Origin of the sequence: Baekduia alba (assembly GCF_028416635.1) — a bacterium.
Classification (GTDB): Bacteria; Actinomycetota; Thermoleophilia; order Solirubrobacterales; family Solirubrobacteraceae; genus Baekduia; species Baekduia alba.
On the sequence record NZ_CP114013.1, the window covers coordinates 3,965,439 to 3,983,181 of the forward strand.

20 protein-coding genes are annotated in these 17,743 nt (G+C 76.0%); 6 read left to right on the forward strand and 14 right to left on the reverse strand.

Features of this window, described 5'->3' with window-relative positions:
• Position 1: 1 nt before the first annotated feature.
• From DSM104299_RS19855 to DSM104299_RS19875, 5 genes are read right to left on the reverse strand one after another with little or no spacing between them, the layout of a single operon-like run.
• Complete coding sequence (locus DSM104299_RS19855; protein WP_272473387.1) at positions 2-784, reverse strand: 2,3-dihydro-2,3-dihydroxybenzoate dehydrogenase; 783 nt, start codon at positions 782-784, stop codon at positions 2-4.
• Positions 781-1,581: a siderophore-interacting protein gene (locus DSM104299_RS19860; RefSeq protein ID WP_272473388.1), complete on the reverse strand. Its 801-nt coding sequence runs from the start codon at positions 1,579-1,581 to the stop codon at positions 781-783. The genes DSM104299_RS19855 and DSM104299_RS19860 overlap by 4 nt, the downstream gene beginning before the upstream one ends.
• Positions 1,581-2,375 carry a hypothetical protein gene (locus DSM104299_RS19865; RefSeq protein ID WP_272473389.1) on the reverse strand — a complete coding sequence of 265 codons (795 nt, stop codon included), beginning with the start codon at positions 2,373-2,375 and terminating at the stop codon, positions 1,581-1,583. The genes DSM104299_RS19860 and DSM104299_RS19865 overlap by 1 nt, the downstream gene beginning before the upstream one ends.
• A complete protein-coding gene (locus DSM104299_RS19870) occupies positions 2,375-3,127 on the reverse strand; it encodes a hypothetical protein (protein ID WP_272473390.1) in 753 nt (250 codons plus the stop codon). The genes DSM104299_RS19865 and DSM104299_RS19870 overlap by 1 nt, the downstream gene beginning before the upstream one ends.
• Complete coding sequence (locus tag DSM104299_RS19875) at positions 3,124-3,528, reverse strand: hypothetical protein (RefSeq protein ID WP_272473391.1); 405 nt, start codon at positions 3,526-3,528, stop codon at positions 3,124-3,126. The genes DSM104299_RS19870 and DSM104299_RS19875 overlap by 4 nt, the downstream gene beginning before the upstream one ends.
• A 90-nt stretch (positions 3,529-3,618) precedes the next feature.
• Here DSM104299_RS19875 and DSM104299_RS19880 point away from each other — a divergent pair, with 90 nt between their 5' ends.
• Together DSM104299_RS19880 and fes are read left to right on the forward strand one after the other, a co-directional pair.
• Positions 3,619-4,623, forward strand: coding sequence for an iron-siderophore ABC transporter substrate-binding protein (locus DSM104299_RS19880; protein WP_272473392.1), 1,005 nt, complete (start codon positions 3,619-3,621; stop codon positions 4,621-4,623).
• The gene (gene fes / locus DSM104299_RS19885; RefSeq protein WP_272473393.1) at positions 4,620-5,942 is read left to right on the forward strand and encodes an enterochelin esterase; all 1,323 of its coding nucleotides are present in this window, start codon (positions 4,620-4,622) and stop codon (positions 5,940-5,942) included. The genes DSM104299_RS19880 and fes overlap by 4 nt, the downstream gene beginning before the upstream one ends.
• An 8-nt stretch (positions 5,943-5,950) precedes the next feature.
• Here the strand turns inward: fes and DSM104299_RS19890 are convergent, their stop codons facing one another.
• Complete coding sequence (locus DSM104299_RS19890) at positions 5,951-7,132, reverse strand: cupredoxin domain-containing protein (protein WP_272473394.1); 1,182 nt, start codon at positions 7,130-7,132, stop codon at positions 5,951-5,953.
• Entirely contained in the window at positions 7,129-8,667 is a 1,539-nt protein-coding gene (locus DSM104299_RS19895) for a hypothetical protein (RefSeq protein WP_272473395.1), read from the reverse strand. The genes DSM104299_RS19890 and DSM104299_RS19895 overlap by 4 nt, the downstream gene beginning before the upstream one ends.
• A 130-nt stretch (positions 8,668-8,797) precedes the next feature.
• Between DSM104299_RS19895 and DSM104299_RS19900 the strand changes: the two genes are divergently transcribed.
• Positions 8,798-10,561, forward strand: coding sequence for a YncE family protein (locus tag DSM104299_RS19900; RefSeq protein WP_272473396.1), 1,764 nt, complete (start codon positions 8,798-8,800; stop codon positions 10,559-10,561).
• Positions 10,562-10,571: 10 nt separating this feature from the next.
• Here the strand turns inward: DSM104299_RS19900 and DSM104299_RS19905 are convergent, their stop codons facing one another.
• Positions 10,572-11,267: a metal-dependent transcriptional regulator gene (locus tag DSM104299_RS19905; protein WP_272473397.1), complete on the reverse strand. Its 696-nt coding sequence runs from the start codon at positions 11,265-11,267 to the stop codon at positions 10,572-10,574.
• Positions 11,268-11,353: 86 nt separating this feature from the next.
• On the opposite strand from DSM104299_RS19905, the gene DSM104299_RS19910 reads away from it, so the two are divergent.
• Entirely contained in the window at positions 11,354-11,908 is a 555-nt protein-coding gene (locus DSM104299_RS19910; RefSeq protein WP_272473398.1) for a hypothetical protein, read from the forward strand.
• 10 nt (positions 11,909-11,918) lie between these two features.
• Here the strand turns inward: DSM104299_RS19910 and DSM104299_RS19915 are convergent, their stop codons facing one another.
• Genes DSM104299_RS19915 through DSM104299_RS19925 form a run of 3 tightly spaced genes read right to left on the reverse strand, consistent with a single transcriptional unit; the run spans position 11,919 to position 13,984 of the window.
• Positions 11,919-12,602, reverse strand: coding sequence for a 4'-phosphopantetheinyl transferase family protein (locus tag DSM104299_RS19915; protein WP_272473399.1), 684 nt, complete (start codon positions 12,600-12,602; stop codon positions 11,919-11,921).
• A 1-nt stretch (position 12,603) separates the two neighbouring features.
• Positions 12,604-12,792 (reverse strand): hypothetical protein, encoded by a 189-nt coding sequence (locus tag DSM104299_RS19920; protein WP_272473400.1) that lies wholly within the window; start codon positions 12,790-12,792, stop codon positions 12,604-12,606.
• Positions 12,779-13,984 (reverse strand): MFS transporter, encoded by a 1,206-nt coding sequence (locus DSM104299_RS19925; protein WP_272473401.1) that lies wholly within the window; start codon positions 13,982-13,984, stop codon positions 12,779-12,781. Before DSM104299_RS19925 ends, DSM104299_RS19920 begins: the two co-directional genes overlap by 14 nt.
• Before the next feature lie 66 nt (positions 13,985-14,050).
• Here DSM104299_RS19925 and DSM104299_RS19930 point away from each other — a divergent pair, with 66 nt between their 5' ends.
• Complete coding sequence (locus DSM104299_RS19930; protein WP_272473402.1) at positions 14,051-14,455, forward strand: MerR family transcriptional regulator; 405 nt, start codon at positions 14,051-14,053, stop codon at positions 14,453-14,455.
• Here the strand turns inward: DSM104299_RS19930 and DSM104299_RS19935 are convergent.
• From DSM104299_RS19935 to DSM104299_RS19945, 3 genes are all read right to left on the reverse strand, one after another.
• The gene (locus DSM104299_RS19935; protein WP_272473403.1) at positions 14,433-15,311 is read right to left on the reverse strand and encodes an NAD(P)H-binding protein; all 879 of its coding nucleotides are present in this window, start codon (positions 15,309-15,311) and stop codon (positions 14,433-14,435) included. The genes DSM104299_RS19930 and DSM104299_RS19935 overlap by 23 nt on opposite strands.
• Before the next feature lie 195 nt (positions 15,312-15,506).
• Positions 15,507-15,902, reverse strand: a complete 396-nt coding sequence (locus DSM104299_RS19940) for a hypothetical protein (protein WP_272473404.1) — start codon at positions 15,900-15,902, stop codon at positions 15,507-15,509.
• Positions 15,903-15,960: 58 nt separating this feature from the next.
• The gene (locus tag DSM104299_RS19945) at positions 15,961-16,506 is read right to left on the reverse strand and encodes a winged helix-turn-helix transcriptional regulator (RefSeq protein ID WP_432419750.1); all 546 of its coding nucleotides are present in this window, start codon (positions 16,504-16,506) and stop codon (positions 15,961-15,963) included.
• 72 nt (positions 16,507-16,578) lie between these two features.
• Here DSM104299_RS19945 and DSM104299_RS19950 point away from each other — a divergent pair, with 72 nt between their 5' ends.
• Positions 16,579-17,733 carry an MFS transporter gene (locus DSM104299_RS19950; protein ID WP_272473406.1) on the forward strand — a complete coding sequence of 385 codons (1,155 nt, stop codon included), beginning with the start codon at positions 16,579-16,581 and terminating at the stop codon, positions 17,731-17,733.
• The last annotated feature ends 10 nt before the right edge of the window (positions 17,734-17,743 follow it).

The following is a 17,743-nucleotide window of genomic DNA, read 5'->3' on the forward strand; positions in this document are numbered from 1 at the left end:
TCTAGGCCTTGAGGGTCGCCCCGCCGTCGACGAGGAGGTCGTGCATCGTGATGTGCCGGGCGCGGTCGGACGCGAGGAACGCGACGGCCTCGGCGACGTCGTCGGGCGCCGCGATCCGGCCGAGCGGGATCCCGACGCGGAAGTGCTCGGGCGAGCCGTCGACCGCGCGGCGGGCGGCGCTGCCGTCGGGCCACAGCGCGTCCTGCATCGCGGTGTCGGTCGAGCCCGGAGAGACGACGTTGCAGCGGACGCCGGCGGCCGCCAGCTCCAGCCCGGCGCAGCGCGCGAGCATCGTGGCCGCGGCCTTGGACGCGGCGTAGGCCGCCATCCCGGCGCGCGGGACCGACGCGGCGTTGGAGCCGACGACGACGATCGCGCCGCGGCCGCGCGGCGCCATGGCGCGGCCGGCCGCGCGCAGCAGGTGGAACGGGCCGGTGGCGTTGACCGCGAACGTCGCGGCCCAGTCGGCGTCGGTCGTGTCCACGACCGGCGCGGCGTGCAGCACGCCGGCCACCGACACCGCGACGGTCAGCGGGCCGAGCGCCGCCTCGGTCCGCGCGACCATGCGCTGCACCCCCGCCGCGTCCGTCACGTCCACGCGCGCGCCGAACGCGGTGCCGCCGTCGGCGACGACCGCCTCGGCCAGCGCGGTCGCGGCGTCGCCGTCGCGGTCGGCCGCGGCCACCGCGGCGCCGCGGACCGCGAGCGTCCGCACGACCGCCGCCCCGATGCCGCCGGCGGCGCCGGTGACCAGCGCGACCGCGCCGTCGAGCTCGCCGCTCACGCGCCGTCCTCCGGCGGGTCGTGGTGGTCGGCGGCACCGAGGCGCCAGTAGCCGGTGACCTTGGTGTAGGCCTTGGGCAGGCCGCGCTCGTCGCGCAGGTGCGTGCGCAGGCGGCGCGCGGCGTCGGCCTCGCCGGCGACCCAGGCGAAGCCCTCGCCGACGGGCAGCGCGAGGTCGCGCACGGCGTCCTCGAGCAGCGTCGTCGTCCCGGGCTCCGCGCCGTCGCGGTGCAGCCACGCGAGGCGGACGTCGGCGTCGGTCCGAAGCGCCAGCTCGTCCGCCGGGCCGTCGACCTCGACCAGGACGATCGCGCGGGCGGCGGGCGGCAGCTCCTCCAGCCGCCGCGCGAGCGCCGGCAGCCCGGTCTCGTCGGCAGCCAGCAGCCACCAGTCGAAGTCGTCGGACGCGACGCGCGAGCCGCGCGGGCCGACCTGGCCGACGCGCGACCCCGGGCGCGCGGCCGCCGCCCACGTCGCCGCCGGGCCGTCGCCGTGGACGACCATGTCCACCGTCAACGTCCCGGCCGCGACGTCGAACGCGCGCGGCGTGTAGTCGCGCGCCGGCGGCGCGTCGGGTCCGCGGCTCAGGCCGTTGGGCCCGAGCTCCGGCAGGACCGGCCGCTGCTCGCCGGGGCGCGGGAACAGGAGCTTGACGTGGTCGTCGGGGGCGGCGGACGCGAACCCGTCGAGGTCGCCCCGCAGGACGACGCGCCGCAGCCGCGGCGTCAGGTCCGCGACGGAGGCGACCTCCAGCAGCCGGACGCGCAGCGCGTGGCGGACGCGGTCGACGGTGGGCATCAGGCGACCTTCAGCGTCAACGACTTCACGATGGCCTTGCCGCCGTCCCACGGCGTCCAGCGCACGGTCGCCGCCAGCCGGCGGTGCCGCCGCAGCTGCGCCTGGCCGGCCGCGGTGAGCGTGAAGCGGATCGTCCGCGCGCTCTTGGCGCCGAGCGTGACGCGCACCGCGCGCGCCAGCACGACGCCGGACTTCGCACGCAGCGACGCGGTGCCGGTCGCGCGCGCCGAGCCGCCGCGCAGGGCGACGGCGACGCGCCCGTCCACGGCCCGCAGCGCCGTCGAGGCGATGCGTGGCGCGGTGACGGCGGGCGTCGCCGGTGGCACCGGCGCGGTCGGCCCCGGCGCCGTCGTGCCGCCACCGGTCCCGCCGCCGCCGTCGGGTGCCGGCTGCACGCCGTAGTCCACGTGGATGGAGCGCGCACCGGCGCCGGCCGCCGACAGCAGGCGCACGTTGTGGGTGCCGCTCGTCAGCGCCGCCGCGTCGGCGGCGCCGACCTGCGCCAGGTCGACCGTCGCGGTGAACGTGCCGTCGGCGCCCGCGTCGGCCGTCGCGAAGACGTCGCCGCCGTCGCCGGTCTTGACCTTGCCGTCGTCGACCTTGATCGAGACGTGCTCGCCCGCGTCGTAGCCCGTCGCGCTGAACGTGACCGTCCCGCCGGCCGTGACCGTGGCGCTGGTCAGCGTCACCGTCGCGCCGAGCGGGTTCTCGACCGGGCCGCCGGGCGGCACGGCGACCGCCGGCGCGACCGACACCATCATGATGGCCACCACGGCGGCGAGGACGACGCGCATCACCGCGCTCCCTTCACGTTCACGTTGGCCACCAGGGCGCTCCGGCCCCGCGGCGTCAGGGTCAGCCGGGCGCTCAGCGTCGCGCCGCCCGCGGCCAGGCGGCGCCGGCCGCTCGCCGTCAGCGCCAGGCGCACGGTGTGCGGCGCGTCGTCGGCGAGCGCGAACGCGCCGCGCGCCAGCGTGACGCCGGCCGCGCGCAGGTCCGCCGTCCCGCGGACGCCGGCGGCGTCTGCGGCCCGCAGCCTGACCGCCACGCGGCCGGAGCCGGTCCGCAGCGCGGCGGTGCCGACCACCCGCACCGCGGGCGCGACGACGCGGAACGCCGCCTTCAGGCTGCGCGGCGGCCCGTTGTTGGGGTACTTGCCGCTCGGGCCGGCCAGGAACCGCAGCCAGTGGTCCTTCGACGGGTCCGCCACGTCGGCGGGCGCCTCGGCGTCGTCGAGCGCCACGGTGCCCTTCAGCGTCCCGTCGGCGGCCGCGGTGAACGGGCCGATCCCGGCGTCGCCGTGGTCGTCGATCTTCACGTACACCTTCTGCGGCGCGCCGCCCGCGGTGAGGAAGCCGGCCCCGATGAAGCGCACCGCGCCGCCCGCGGCGGGCACCTGCGGCGTGGCGATCGTCACGGCCGCCGGCGGGCTCCCCGGGTTCTCGGCCGGACCCGTCGGCGGGATCGCGAGCACGCCGGCGGGCACGGCGGCGCCCAGCAGCGCGCCCGCCACGCAGGCCGTCGTCGCCAGCGAGCGCCGGCTCATCGCGACACCTTGAACGTCGCGCTCTTGACGCTCGTCGCGGGGTCGGAGGCCAGGAACCGCAGCCAGTGCCGGCCGGCCTTGACCTGCTTGGGCACGCGCACCCAGCCGAAGAAGCGCTTGCCCTTGATCGGGAGGAGCGCGAGGACGTCGCGGTCGTCGATCTTGACGGTCACCGTCGCGCCCTCGACGGTCCGCGAGGACGTGGACTTCCAGTTCGTGCCGACGACCTTGATGCGGCCGCCGGCCTTGACGGCGGTGCGGTCGAGGCGGACCTTCGCGCCGTTGTGGGTCGGGGCGGGGCCGCCCGGCGGGATCGCGCTCGCGGCGGGCGCGAGCGTGACCGCGGCCGCGAGGGCCGCGGCGGCGAGGGCGGTACGGGTTCGGAGTGCGAGAGCAGGCATTGGTCGGTCCTCTCCGTCGGGTGGCAGGGCACCCTTACGGGAGTAGTTAGGGTAATCTGATGTAGGGCACCCTAACAAGGATCTCCAGCGATGCCCTCCTCCCCCATCTCCGGCCCGCGCCCCGCCCTCTTGGCGCTCGTCGCCGCCCTCGCGGCCGTCGTGTCGGCGTGCGGATCGAGCGACCTGCCGAGCGCCGGCGAGACGCGCACGATCCGCGACGCGCGCGGCACGCAGGTCGCCGTCCCGACCCGGCCCAAGCGCGTGATCACGCTCAGCGAGCCCACGCTCGACGCCGCGCTGGCGCTCGGCGTCCACCCCATCGCCACGACCAGCGGCCGCGGGCAGGGCGGCGTCTCCTCCTACCTCGCTCGGCGGGCGCACGGCATCCCGATCCTCGGCGCCCTCGGCCAGCCCAACATCGAGCGCGTCGCCGCGCTGCGCCCCGACCTCATCCTGGTCGACGGCACCTCCGTCCAGGACGCCTCGATCGTCGACAAGCTGCGGCGCATCGCGCCCACCGCGTACGTCAGCAGGACGGCTGAGGACTGGCGCTCGGCGTTCACCGCCACCGCGCGCGTGCTCGACCGCCAGCCCGCCGGCGCCCGCGTGCTCGCGGACTTCGACGCCCGTGTCGCGCGAGTCCGCGCCGCGCTCGGCGCGAACGCCGCGGCGCGGGTCAGCATCGTGCGCTGGGGCGGCATCGGCCTGCCGTCGGTGCTGATGAAGGAGCTCGCGGCGGGCCGCGTGCTCGCCGACCTCGGGCTGCGCCGACCGGCCTCCCAGGACCGGCGCGGCCCCGGCCACTCGGTGCCCGTCAGCCTCGAGAACCTGCGCGCCATCGACGGCGACTGGATGTTCTTCGGCGCGCTGGGCACCGGCGCGACCGGCGGCGTGTCCGAGACGCCCGCCGACCTGACCGCGGCGCGCAAGGCGCTGACGCTGGCGCGCGACACGCCGGGCTTCACCCGCCTGGACGCGGTGCGCGCCGACCGCGTCGTCGCGGTCGACGGCTCGGCGTGGACCAGCGCCGGCGGCCCGCTCGCCGAGCGGGTCGTGCTCGACGACGTCGCCCACGCGCTGGCGCCCGCGCGATGAGGCCGCCGAAGATCCCCAAGCACCCCGCGCCCGAGGTGGTGGCCAGCGACCGGCTCGCACACCTGCGGGCCGACCTCGACGCGGCCGGCACGGCCGGGCGCGCCGCCGTCCTGGACCGCTTCTGGGCCGCGGTCGCCGCGGCCGGCACGCCGCTGGTCGAGCCGCGCGACGGCGAGCCGCGCCACCGCACGGTGACGTTCCTGTGGCGCGACCGCCGCGGCAACGGCCCTGGCACCCGCGAGGTCGTCCTGCTGGCCAACAAGCTGACCGACCCGAGCGTGTGGGACGCGAGCACGCTCGAGCGCCTGCCCGGGACCGACGTCTGGCACCGCAGCTTCCGGTTGCGCGCGGACTGGCGCGCGACCTACCAGCTCGCGCCCGCCGATCGCGACGACGTCCAGGACGGCCCGGCGATCACGGGCCCGCCGTCGCGCTGGGGCGCCGCCGCGGCGCGCGCGACTTCCGACCCCTACAACATCGTCGCGCCGTTCCCGTCGCGCTACGGCGTCGCCCCGCACTCGGTCGTCGAGCTGCCCGACGCGCCGCCGCAGCCGTGGGTGGCCGCGCGCGACGGCGTCCCGCGCGGCACCGTCGCCGCCCACCGCGTCGCCAGCGCGATCCTCGGCAACGAGCGCGACGTCTGGCTCTACACGCCCGCGCCGGAGCTCGGCGCGGCGGACGCGGCCAACGCGGCCGACGCGCTGATCCTCCTCGACGGCGAGGACTGGGCGACGCGGCTGCCGGCCGCGACCATCCTGGACAACCTGATCGCGGCCGGCGCGATCCCGCCGACCGTGGCGATCATGCCCTCGACGGTCGACAACGCGACGCGCTGGCGCGAGCTGGCGTGCTCGGCCGACTTCGTCGGGTTCCTGGCCGGCGAGCTGCTGCCGTGGGCGGCCAGCCACCGCCCGCTCGCCGCCGACCCCGCGCGCACGACGCTGGCCGGCCGCAGCCTCGGCGGCCTGACCGCGCTGTTCGCGGCGCTGCGCGCGCCCGAGCGCTTCGGCCGCGTGCTGTCGCAGTCGGCGTCGCTGTGGTGGCCGTCGGCCACGGACTTCGACGCGGGCGCCGGCGCGATCGTCGACGCCTACGTCGCCGCCGCGCCGGTCCCGGTCCGCTTCCACCTGGAGGTCGGCCTGCAGGAGTGGGCGCTGCTGGCCCGCCATCGCCACCTGCGCGACGTGCTCGCGCTCAAGGGCCACGACCTGTCCTACGTCGAGTACCACGGCGGGCACGACGCGCTGTGCTGGCAGGGCGGCCTGGCCGACGGCCTCGTCGCGCTGACCGCCGACCGCCGCGCCGCTCCGGCCCTTTGAACACCCCATCAGCGCACGACGACCTTCCCCTTCATCTTGGGGTGGATGCTGCACACGTAGCGGAACGTGCCGGCCCGGGCCAAGCGGTGCTTGAACGTGCCCTTGGCGACGATCTTGGACCGGAAGCCGGGGCCGACCACGTCGTGCGGCGTGCCGCCGTCGCGCCACGTCCACGTCACGGTCCCGCCCTTGCGGACGGTGACCGTGGCGGGGGTGAACCTGATGTTCTTCAGGCTGACCGCGGCCTTCGCGGGGGCGGCCGCGGCGGCCCTGGCCTGTGCAGCGGCGCGCGCGGCGAGGACGACCGCGAAGGACTCGGTCGCGGCGCCCACGACCGGGAGCGTGACCGTCACGCGCACGGTCACCGCGAGCCGGTGCGCACGCTGGAGCGCCGCGCGGGCGCGGGCGTCGAGGCGGATCGCCATGGCCAGGCGGCCGCCGGCCGACGTGCGTCGCGTGGCCTTGCCGACGCTCACCAGCGCGGTCCGGCGGCCGGGGGCCTTGACCGTGCCGCGCTGGGCGCGCACGTCCACGGCGACCCTCGTGCGCGCGCCCGCGTGCGTGACCGTGCCGCGTACGACCGTTCCCTTCTGGCGCTGGGCGACCGCGATCCTCGGTGCCGGCGGGGTCGTGGTCGATCCCGCGGCCGGCGCGGTGCCGCCGCCCGGGGCGGTGCCGCCGCCGTTACCGCCGCCGCCCGACGTCGTCGGGGTGGTCGTCGGCGTGGTCGGCGTCCCGGTGCCGGTGGGCGGCGCGGTCGTGGTCGTCAGGTCGGCCTCGACCACGACCGACCCCTTCATGTCGTGCTCGGGGACGTCGCAGAAGAACTGGTAGGTGCCCGCCTGGGCGAACGTGCAGGTGCCGGCCCAGCCCTCCTCCTCGGGCGCGGGCGGGACGACCTTGCTGTTGGTGGCGTTGCCGACGCCGTCGGTCTGCGTGCAGGCGACGCCGTCGCGGACGAACCGGACGTCGTGCTCGTCGGCGCCGTCGGGGTAGGCGAAGTCGACCTTGCCGCCCTGGGCGATCGTCACCGACGTGCCGGACCCACCGGCCGCCTGGAACGCGTTGTCGACGACGACGAACGACGCGGTCGTCGGCGCGGCGCCGATCGCGCCGCCCGCGGCCAGGCCGCAGCCCAGCGCGCCGGCGGCGACGACGACGACCGCCGCGACCTTCCGGCGGCGCCTCATGCCGCGCTCCGGAGCGTCACGGTCCGGGTGACCGCCGCGCCGCCGCCGACGGGCGCGACGCGGACGGTGACCTTCAGCCGGCCGGCGAGCCGCAGCGCCTGACGGCCCGCGACGGTCACCGTCAGCGTCACGGTCGCCTTGGCGCCGGCCTTCGGCGCGACCGTCCGCGCCGTGGCCAGCGTGATGACCTTCGCCTTGCCGCCGCGCCTGGTGCGGACCTTGCCGGTCGTCCTGACCGAGACCGTGACGCGCTGGGCCGTGCCGGCGCCGAGCGCGACCCGCAGCGAGCGGCCGCCGCGCAGCAGCGTGAGCGCCGTCGGGCGCGGCACGACGACCTTGGCCGGCGAGACCGGCGGGACGACGGCCGGCGGCGGCGTCGCGGCAGGCGGATTGGGCGTCGCGGCCGGCGGGGCGTCGGGCGTCGGGTCCGGCGCCACCACCGTGAACGGCAGCTGGACGACGCGCGCGGGCAGGTCGTTCTGCTCGCCACCGGACACGCACGACGCGCCGCCCAGCAGCCGGATCGGGCTCGCCTTGGCGGTCGTCGCGTCGGCCGGCAGGTCGACCGTGCCCGACAGCGCGCCGCCGGCGTCGGCGGTCAGGCAGGCCTTGACGCCCTGCGTGCCGAGCATCACGCCGACCTTCTGGCCGGCCCCGGCGATCCCGCGGAAGCCGGTCGCGGTGAACGCGACGCGCTGGCCGGCGGTGACCGCCGTCTGGGCCAGCGCGCCCGCGGCCGCCGGGGCGACCGTGAAGTGCTGGATCAAGGTGGCCGCGCCGGTGGTGAGCGTGAAGGCGTGGACGCCCGCGGCCATGCCGGCCGGGATCGTCAGGCGCGCGGTCGGTGCGATCGCGCCGGTCGCGCCAGTCGCGATCGTGGTGGCCGAGTACGGCGCGCCGTCGAGCTGGATGGCCACCGGGGCGCTGGCGGCGAACGCCCCGCCGCGCACGCCGATCGACGCCGCCGCCGGGAAGACGCGGCCGTCGTAGAAGGTCGAGCTGGCGCTGACCATCCCGTAGCTGAAGTCGACCGACGAGAAGTACGCGCCGAGGTTGATCGGCGGCGTCGGGCTCGCGCCGTCGGTGCTCAGGAGGCCGGAGAGCAGGCGCAGGACGTGCTCGCCGGCGTGCGCGCCGGCGCCGGGGCCGGTCAGCGCGAGGTCGTCGGGCAGGTCGATCCAGCCGCTGAACGTACCGTCGACCTTGGCGGCGAACGTCAGGACCCACTCGCCGCCGCCGACGTCGACCGGGGCGCCGGCGTCGGGCCCGCCGGTCTTCCAGCGGGCGACCTGCGCCTGGTCGTCCTCCTCGTCGGGCTTGAGGGCGATGATCGGCTGGCCGGTGCCCTGGCTGCGGACGAAGCCCGTGCCCGAGATCTCGATGCGCCCGCTCTTGGCGTACGTGTCGTTGTTCAGCGTCACCGCCGCGCCGGTGCCCGGGTCGGCGTAGGTCAGCGGCGCGGCCTGCGCCGCGGCCGGGAGGACCGCCGCGAGCGCGAGCGCGGCGACGGTCGACAGCAGGGGGATTCGGGGCATCGGGTCCTTCGTGACGGATGGGCGTGCGGCGTCTTCACGCAACAGAGTAAGGGTACCCTTACAGATTCTGTAGGGTGACCGCCGACACGTACCGCTCGCCCCTCGCGAGCGCCATCCAAGGAGCACGCACTTGTCCATCAAGAACCTGCGCCGAACGGGGCTGCGCCTGCCGGCGCTGCTGTCCGCCATCGGCGTCCTCGGGGTCCTGCCGGCCACGGCCGGTGCCGACCTGACTTCCACCTCGATCACCCAGGCCTCGACCGGCAAGGTCGTCGCGTTCGACACCACCACCAACGCGTTCCTGAAGAACTACTCCTTCACGAACCTGCTCGGCAGCGACGGCGTCGTCGGCGGCGGCTACGCCTTCGGCAACGCCAACGCCTCCGGCATCGCGTCGGCGACCAACCGCGGGACCGCGAACAACCCGTACGGGATCGCGCTCGCGCCCGACCCGGCGGCGCCCGCCGACCCGTGGCTCGTCACGGCCCAGACGCGCACCGGGTCGGTGGCGGTCTTCAAGTCGTCGGCTACCGCGCCGGCCAACGCCGACGTCATCACCAAGAACCCGGACGGCACGACGGCCGCGTTCTCCCGCGTCCGCACGCCGCGCGTCTACCCGGACACCGACCTGCCGGCCTCCAACGGCTCGCCGCTGGCCTTCGTGGCCAACTACAACGCGACGACCGGCTACGTCGCGGTCGTCGACGTCAAGCAGAAGAAGGTCGTCGCGCGCCTCAACGCGCCCGGCGTCGCCGACCTCGCGATCGACGTCGCCCACCAGCGCCTCTACGCCGGCACGTTCGCTGCGCCGAACCTCGGCGACGTGCTCGTGTTCGACCTGACGACGATCGACACCGGCAACCCCAACGTCGCGTCGCAGGCCGGCAACCAGCCGATCGACACCATCGACACCCAGAGCGGCGGCGTCGACCAGGACAACTCGCGCCCGGCCTACGACCCGGTCCGCGACCGCATCTACACGGCCAACTCCTCGGCCAACAGCGTCTCGGTGATCGACGCGTCGACCGGCCTGCTGGTCAAGACGATCCCCGTGGCCGGCACGCCGAACGCCGCGACCGTCGACAGCACGCGCGGCCTCGTCTACGTCGCGAGCCTCAGCGGCCAGGTCGTGACCGTCATCGAGGAGGACGCCGACCCGGCCAACGACGCGCCGGTGCTGACGATCCCGACCTACGGCCGCGTCATCGCGACCGCGGTCGACGAGGCCTCCGGCACGGCCTACATCTCGGAGATGAGCTCCGGCACGATCCGGGCCGCCAAGGTCACCGAGAGCGGCGGCACCTACTCGGCGTCGATCGTCGAGCTGAAGTCCGGCATCGTCCTCGGCTACGAGGCGGTCGTCGACCAAGTCAACCACAAGCTCTACGCGGCAGACGCCCAGCCGCTGACGGCGACGCGGACCAAGGTCGTCGACGAGAACGGCAGCGCGCAGGGCCCGGTCGGGCCGACCGGCGCGGCGGGCGCCAACGGCGCGGCCGGCGTGAACGGCGCCACGGGTCCCACCGGCGCCGCCGGCCCGGCGGGCGCGATCGGCCCGGCCGGACCCGTCGGCAACCTGTCGCTGGAGCTGACGCTCGGGTCGATCAAGGTCGTCGGCCGCTCGGCCTCGGTCAAGGTCCCGGCGGCCGGCGTCGCCAAGGCCACCGTCAAGTCCGGCGCCACCACGATCGCGACCGGCACCGCCACCGCGACGAAGGCCGGCACGCTGAAGATCGCGCTGAAGAAGACCGCCAAGGGCGCGGCGTTGTTGAAGAGGAAGGCCGTCGCGGCGACGCTGACGGTCACGTTCACGCCCAAGGGCGCGAAGGCGGCCGCGGCCCTGCGCTCGACCAAGGTGCGGCTCGCCCGCACCGCGGTCGAGCACCGCCGCTAGCCGGTGGGCGTCAGCCGCGCGCCGTCACGTAGACCTGGCGCGCGGCGCGCTCGCCGACCACGACCTTGGCGCTGCGCCCGACGCCGACCGTGAGCCGGCCGGCGGCCGGGTGGACGTCCTGGACGCGCAGGCCGGCGCCGGGGACCAACCCCTCGTCGAACAGCCAGCCGATGAGCTCGGGGTCGTCCTCGACGATCCCGACGATCCGGCAGCGCGCGCCCTCCTCGAGCTCGATGAGCCGCCGCAGGTCGCCCGCCTCCTGACGCTCGTCGCCCGCGCCGACCGGCCAGCCGTGCGGGCAGCGCGCCGGCGACCCGAGCCGCTCGTGGAGGCGGTCGATCATGTCCGGGCGGAACGCGTCGCGCATCCGGGTCGCGTCGGCGTGGACCTGCGCGGGCGCGTAGCCCATGAAGGACACCAGGAACGTCTCGATCACGCGCGTCGCGCGGATCGCCTGCTCGGCCAGCTCGATGCCCGTCGCCGTCAGCGCCAGCGAGCGGCCGGGGCCGCGCTCGATCAGGCCCTGGTCCGCCAGCCGCCGGAGCATCTCGCCGGCCGACGCGCGTGACACGCCGAGCCGATCGGCGACGCGCGAGGCGATCGGCGCGGCCGCCTCGTTGGGGCGGTACTCGCCCACCGGGAAGAGCAGCTCGTACAAGATCTCCACGTAGTCGGCCGCACGCTGGCTGGTGGCTCCTCCGGGCACGGCGCCGAGTCTATGCGGCACCCACCGCGTCCTGTCGCCGACCCCGCGATTCCCGACCGCACCGCTATGTATTAGGGTGCCCTACGATGACGCGCACGATCGACCGCTGCGGCGCCCCGCAAGGCTGCGTCCGCCACGCGCTGCTGGCCCTCTCCGCCACGCCCGACGCGGACGCGGCGGCCGCCCGTCGCGGCCTCGCCGAGCTGGCCGGGCGGCTCGAGGCCGCCCGCTCCGGCGCGCCCCGTCAGGAGCTGGCGGCCTGCGGCGAGCTGCTGGCCGCCGCGTTCACGGCGGACCGCTCGGGCGCGCCCGACAGCTTCCGCCTCGACGTCGCGCTGGCCCGCGGCAGCGGTGCGCCGCTCATCCTCGGCGCCGTCGCGGTGAATGCCGCCCGTGACGCCGGCATCGCGCTGGGCCTGCTCGCCGGTCCGGCGGGCCGGCTGGTCGTCGCGCACGCGATGCTGTCCCGGCCGCTCGTGCTCGACCTGGCCGACGACTTCGCGCCGCGCGACATCGGCGGCGAGGAGGCGCTGCACCGGTGGCTGTGCGCCCACGAGACCGCCCGGCGCGTCGGCGCCCAGGTCCGCTCCGCCGACGCGGACGCCGCGCCGCTTCGGTGCGCCGCGGCCGCCGCCGTCTAGTGTCGTGAAACTAGAGCAGCGCGGCGCCGTCGACGTGCTCGACGGCGATCGGCCCGCCGGCCAGGAGGGCGACCGCGCCGACGTGCTCGGCATCGGGCGCGACGTCGGCGATCGAGCAGGTCGCCGGGAGGGCCGGCCGCCCGGCGAAGGCCAGCAGCCGCGGCGGCTCGTCCGGCGCCGAGACCGCGACGTCGCGTGGCTCGACCGCCAGCCCGTCGCCCGTGGCCTTCAGGACCGCCTCCTTCCGCGTCCACCACGTCAGCAGCGCCCAGCGCCGCGCCGCCTCGTCGCGGCCGGCACAGCAGCGCGCGAAGGCGTCGCGCTCGGCCCGCGCGAGGATCCCGGCGGCCAGCTCTCCGGCATCGGGCGCGCCGGCGAGCGCCTCGACGTCGACGCCGACCGGCGCGATCCGCGTCACGGCCACCGCCACCAACGCGCCCGCGTGCGCGACCGACACGTACAACTCGGCGCCCTCGACGACCGGCGCCCGACCGCGCGCCCGCCGCACGCGGGCGTCCGGGCCGCCGTGCTCACGGACGAGCGCGTCGGTCAGCAGGACGCCGGTCGCGTGCCGAGCGCGATCGTCCGGGTGGCGCAGCCGGGCGAGCCGTGCACGGACCTCGTCGTCGAGCCGCGACGGATCCGGGCGCGACGGCCGCGCCCAGGCCACCTGACAGCCGCGCGGGCCCAGCACCTCAAGGACGGGCGAGGTCGGCGTGCGCCGGCAGGTCGAGCACCCCGGCGGCGAGCACGCGCTCGACGTCGGCGGCGCTGTCGGCCAGGGCGCGCGGGTCGTAGTCCTGGGCGATGACGAGATCGGCGCCCAGCGCCAGCCACCCGTCGAGGTCGACGGGCATGTTCATCATGTCGTCAGGACTCGCCAACGGCAGGCACGTTAGCGCTCTCCGCGCGCCGCTCGCGACCGGCGCGCCGCGGGGCCGGGAAGCCGTGCTCGCGCGCCGCCGCGACCACCGCCAGCACCGGGACGAGCAGCACGAGCGCGCCCCAGGGCAGCGCGTCGGCGCCCGCCGCGTCCAGGAGCACCCCGCCGGCGACGCCGCCGGCGGCCATCGCGACGTTCCACAGCGTGACGAGCATGGCCTGCGCCCCGTCGGCGGCGCCGCCGCCGGCGCGCGCGCCCGCGGTCTGGAGCAGGGTCGGGACGCCGCCCCAGCCCAGCCCCCACGCCGCGGCGGCGAGGTAGACGACCGGTGCGGCGCCGCCGGCCGCGAGGAGCCCCGCGGCCACGGCGACGAGCGTCGCGCTCGTCAGCGTGAGCGCGCGCAGCCGCCGGTCGACCTGGGCGCCGACGATCCAGATCGACGCCAGCGACGCCACGCCGAAGACCAACAGCACCGTGTCGGTCGATCCGTCCAGGCCGACGTCGTCGAGATAGGTCGCGATGTAGGCGTACACGATGGTGTGGGCCAGGACGTAGGTCAGCGTGACGAGCAGGACCGGGACGACGCCCGGCACCCGCAGCGCGCCGAGCACCGGCGCGCGCTCGGCGGCCGACTGCCCCGGCTGCTCGGGCACCGTCGCCGCGATCCAGCCGACGAGCCCGACCGCCAGCACGCTCATCGCGCCGAAGGCGACGCGCCAGCCGAGCGCGTCGCCCACGAACGTGCCGAGCGGCACGCCCAGCGAGAGGGCGACCGGGACTCCGGCCATGGCCACCGCGATCGCCCTGCCCTGCAGCGACGGCGGGACTATGCGGCGGGCGATGCCGGCGAGCACGGCCCACGCGAGGCCCGCCGCGACGCCGGCGACGAAGCGCCCCGCGAGCGTGAACGCGAACGTCCCCGACAGCGCGGTGGCCGTGTTGCCGACCACGAAGCCGGCCATCGCCGCCAGCAGCAGCCGCTTGCGGTCCCATCCCGCGGTGACGGCCACGAGCGGGATCGCGGTCAGCGCCGTGGCCAGCGCGTACACGGTCACGCTCTGGCCCATCGCCGCCTCGCTGACGTGGAGGTCGCCGGCCATGTCCGGCAGGACGCCGGCGGGCAGCGTCTCGGTCAGGCTGGTGATGAACACCGCGGTGGTGAGGGCCAGGAGGGCCGGCAGGTACTTGCGCATGCCCGATAGCCTTCAACCCTCACATCAGTGTGAAGGTCAAGCCCCGACACGTGAGGTACATCACACATGCGGATCGGCGAGCTCTCGGAGCGCACCGCGACACCCCGGCGCCTGCTGCGCTACTACGAGGAGCAGGGCCTCATCATCGCGCACCGCACGGCGAACGGCTACCGCCGGTACGACGACAACTGCGTCGATCGCGTGATCCAGGTGCGCGGCCTGCTCGACGCCGGCCTGCCGACCCGGATCATCAAGCAGATCCTGCCCTGCCTCGACAAGCCGCGCACGATCTACTTCCCCGACGCCACGCCCGAGATGCTCGCGACCCTGACCCAGGAGCGCGACCGGATGACGCAGCGCATCGACTGCCTCGCCCGCAACCGCGACGCGATCGGCGAGTACCTCGACGCCGTGCTCGCGCTGCGGGCCACGCCGGCCGCCCGCGCCGTCAGCCCAGCACCGCCGGCTTGAGCACGGCCTCGCACCATTGCCGGAAGGTCGTCGACGTCGTCGACTGCGCCGTGCGCGGCGCGTCGTCGTAGATGCCCCGGTCGACGGCGGCCGCCATGGCGACGAGCCCCTGCGCCCACGCCTCGGTCATGCCGCCCTGCAGCAGCACCGACTTGTAGGCGTCGCTCGTGAGCGGATGGAAGCGGATCGGCCGCTCGAGCACCTCGGTCATGATCTGCGCGATCTCGGCGTAGGAGAGGTCCTCGGGCCCGAGCACCGGGACGTCCTCCTGGCCGCTCCAGGTCTCGTCGAGCAGCAGCCGCGCCGCGGTCGCGGCGACGTCGCGCGCGGCGCAGATCGGCACCCGTCGATCCGCGGCCAGCGGCAGGAAGAGCGTGCCCCGGGTACGGATCGAGCCGGCCTGCCAGAGCATGTTGTCCATGAAGCCCGGCGGGCACAGCGAGCGGTAGGCCACGCCGGTGCTCTCGATCAGGTCGTCCATCGCGAAGATGGCCGACACCTGGCCGGCGTCCTTGGCGATGCCGCGGCCCAGGCTCGAGACCGCGACCACGCGCTGGACGCCCAGGTGGTTGATCGCGGCGCAGAGCGGGCGGACGAAGCCGAGGACGTGCTCCTGGAGGCTGTGGGCATGCGGGTCGGGCGGCACCAGCCAGAACACGGAGTCGGCGCCGTCGAGCGCCGCGGTGACGACGTCGAGGTCGCCGTGGGACCCCTGCACGACCTCCGCGCGCTCGCGGACGTCAGCGGGGAGCCGTGCGGGATCGCGCGCGATCACCCGGACCGGCTCGTCGCTCGCGAGGGCCGCGTCGAGGACCTCCCGGCCGATCTGGCCGGTGGGGGTGGTGATGACGATCATCCTGTCAGCGTAGGTGATCGTCAGCAATGCTGACCATCGGCGATGTATCGTTCCGCCGTGCCCCCGACCGCCGACGACCCGGCAGCGGGTCGAGCGCACGATCGACGCACCGAGCGCGAGTTCCTCGCCGCGCTCAGCGCGCCCGACGCCGAGCGCCTGAAGGACGCCCCTGCGGACCGTGATCGCCGCCGAGTCCTAGGCGACGGGCTCGCGCGCGGTCGCCAGCCGTGCCCGCCCCTCCGCGAACGCCGCGCCCGGCCGGAAGCCCTCGGTCGTCCACGTCGTCGCCCGCACGCTGACGCGCGTGCGATAGCGGCGCATGATCGCCACGTGCCGAGGCAGCGCGACGAAGCGGCGGAGGTCCTCGGCGCTGGACCAGGCCGACATCGACCCGCCCCGGCGTGCCCGGACGTCGACGTAGAGCACGACGCCGAGCGCGCCCGGCATCGCCCACCAGCCACGCCGCAGCCCGAAGCCCGCCCACGCGATCCCCGGCAGCTGCCAGAGGCGGCGCGCCGTGAACTCCGTGTAGCTGACGACGACCGGCCCGTCGGTCGGCGGCGCCGAACCAGGGTGGAACCGCGTCCTCATTCCGCGCTCGTCATCATATGCCTATCGTCTACTAGAGCGTACGATCTGTCAAGCGCGTTCAGGTCGCGATCGGGTCGAGCAGGCGGCGCGGCGGGCGCAGCGCGGTCGTCACCGGATCGTCGCGGCGCCGGCGGCGCCCGGCGACGGGCGCCGACAGGATGTCCTCGGGGCCGGGCGTCGCGCCGCAGTCCGGGCACGTCCCGCGGTCGTCGAGCGGCGTCGGGCACGTGACGTGCAGGAAGACGCGGCTGTTGCCGCCGTGGTGCCGTCCGCCCCAGGCCAGCAGCGCGTGCAGGGGCGGCCACAGCTCGCGACCGGTCGCGGTGAGGACGTACACGGGCCGGCGGGGATGGGCCGGATCGGGCCGCCGCTCCAGCACGCCGTCCTCGGTCAGGCCCTTCAGCCGGTCGGCGAGCACGCCCTTGGGGATGTCGAGGTGGACCTGGAAGTCGGTGAACCGCTGGACGCCGTAGAAGGCATCGCGAACGATCAGCAGCGTCCAGCGTTCACCGAGGATCTCGAGCGAGCGGGCCAGCGCGCAGTCCTGCCCGGCGTAGTCGTTTCCGAGCACGTCGGACAGCTTACCGCCTCCAGGTTCGATCATCAGACCAAGTCGTGCTAGGTTCGGCCCGGTCTTATGATCGAACCAAGCGCAGGTCCACGTCGATGGGTCCCGGTGGCCGCCGTCGTCCTCGGCACCGGGTGGGGCACCAACCAGTTCGTGCCGCTGCTGCCGGTCTACCGCCGCGCCCTCGACCTCGGGGCGGGCACGCTCGCGGCGCTCTTCGGCCTCTACGCGCTCGGCCTGATCCCCGGGCTGCTGCTCGGCGGCCCGCTGTCGGACGCGCGCGGCCGGCGCCCGGTCGTCATCCCGGCGGCCGCGCTGTCGCTGCTGGCCAGCGTCGTGCTGATGGCCGGCGCCGGGACCGTCGCCGTGCTGTTCGTCGGCCGGTTCCTGACCGGCATCAGCAGCGGCGTGGTCTTCGGCGCCGGGACGGCGTGGCTGCGCGAGTCCTCGGCGGGCGAGCCCAACCAGGTGCTGGCGCGCCGCGCCGCCGTCGCGATGACCACGGGCTTCGCGGTCGGGCCGCTGGTCTCCGGGCTGCTCGCGCAGTGGGCGCCGGCGCCGCGCGTCGTGCCCTACCTCCCCCACGTCGCGATCATGCTCGGCGTGCTGGTGCTGTTGCGCGGCGCCCGCGAGACGGTCGCAGGCGACCGCGCGCGGCCGGTGCGCCTCGGCGTGCCGGGCGTCGCGTCGCCGCGCTTCCGGCGCGTCGTGGTCCCGATGGCCCCCTGGGTCTTCGCGTCGCCGGCGATCGCGTTCGCGATGCTGCCGACGGTGGTCCACGCCGGCGACGCGACCGACGGGATCGCGCTGGTGGCGGCGGTCACCTCGTCGACGGCCGCCGCCGGCGTCGCCGTCCAGCCTCTGGGGCGGCGCCTGGCCGCGCGCAGCACCACGTACAACCTGGCCGCGGTCGCCGGCCTGCTGGTCATCGCGTGCGCGCTGGTGCTCGGGGCCGTGACCGTCGCGCACAGCGCCCTCTGGATGCTCTTCCCCTGCGCGCTGGCGTTCGGCGCCGGCTTCGGGCTGTGCATGGTCGCCGGCCTGGTGGAGGTCGGCCACCTCGCCCACGACGACGGCCTCGCCGGCCTGACCGCCGCCTACTACGCCATCTGCTATCTCGGGTTCGCCGCGCCCTACGTCTTCACCCTCGCCTCGCACGTCGCCGGCTACGCCACGCTGCTGGTCCTCACCGCCGGGCTGGCGCTCCTCACCGCGGCGCGCGTGAGCGTCGTCTCGGCGAGCCGCGTCCGGAGCGCGGCGTGACGCGCAGCGG

Coding starts and splice junctions, on each gene's coding strand:
- DSM104299_RS19860 (WP_272473388.1), bottom strand. CDS start 1,581: ATGCCCACCGTCGACCGCGTCCGCCACGCGCTGCGCGTCCGGCTGCTG.
- DSM104299_RS19865 (WP_272473389.1), bottom strand. CDS start 2,375: ATGCGCGTCGTCCTCGCCGCCGTGGTGGCCATCATGATGGTGTCGGTC.
- DSM104299_RS19870 (WP_272473390.1), bottom strand. CDS start 3,127: ATGAGCCGGCGCTCGCTGGCGACGACGGCCTGCGTGGCGGGCGCGCTG.
- DSM104299_RS19875 (WP_272473391.1), bottom strand. CDS start 3,528: ATGCCTGCTCTCGCACTCCGAACCCGTACCGCCCTCGCCGCCGCGGCC.
- DSM104299_RS19880 (WP_272473392.1), top strand. CDS start 3,619: ATGCCCTCCTCCCCCATCTCCGGCCCGCGCCCCGCCCTCTTGGCGCTC.
- fes (WP_272473393.1), top strand. CDS start 4,620: ATGAGGCCGCCGAAGATCCCCAAGCACCCCGCGCCCGAGGTGGTGGCC.
- DSM104299_RS19890 (WP_272473394.1), bottom strand. CDS start 7,132: ATGAGGCGCCGCCGGAAGGTCGCGGCGGTCGTCGTCGTCGCCGCCGGC.
- DSM104299_RS19895 (WP_272473395.1), bottom strand. CDS start 8,667: ATGCCCCGAATCCCCCTGCTGTCGACCGTCGCCGCGCTCGCGCTCGCG.
- DSM104299_RS19910 (WP_272473398.1), top strand. CDS start 11,354: ATGACGCGCACGATCGACCGCTGCGGCGCCCCGCAAGGCTGCGTCCGC.
- DSM104299_RS19925 (WP_272473401.1), bottom strand. CDS start 13,984: ATGCGCAAGTACCTGCCGGCCCTCCTGGCCCTCACCACCGCGGTGTTC.
- DSM104299_RS19930 (WP_272473402.1), top strand. CDS start 14,051: ATGCGGATCGGCGAGCTCTCGGAGCGCACCGCGACACCCCGGCGCCTG.
- DSM104299_RS19935 (WP_272473403.1), bottom strand. CDS start 15,311: ATGATCGTCATCACCACCCCCACCGGCCAGATCGGCCGGGAGGTCCTC.
- DSM104299_RS19940 (WP_272473404.1), bottom strand. CDS start 15,902: ATGAGGACGCGGTTCCACCCTGGTTCGGCGCCGCCGACCGACGGGCCG.
- DSM104299_RS19945 (WP_432419750.1), bottom strand. CDS start 16,506: ATGATCGAACCTGGAGGCGGTAAGCTGTCCGACGTGCTCGGAAACGAC.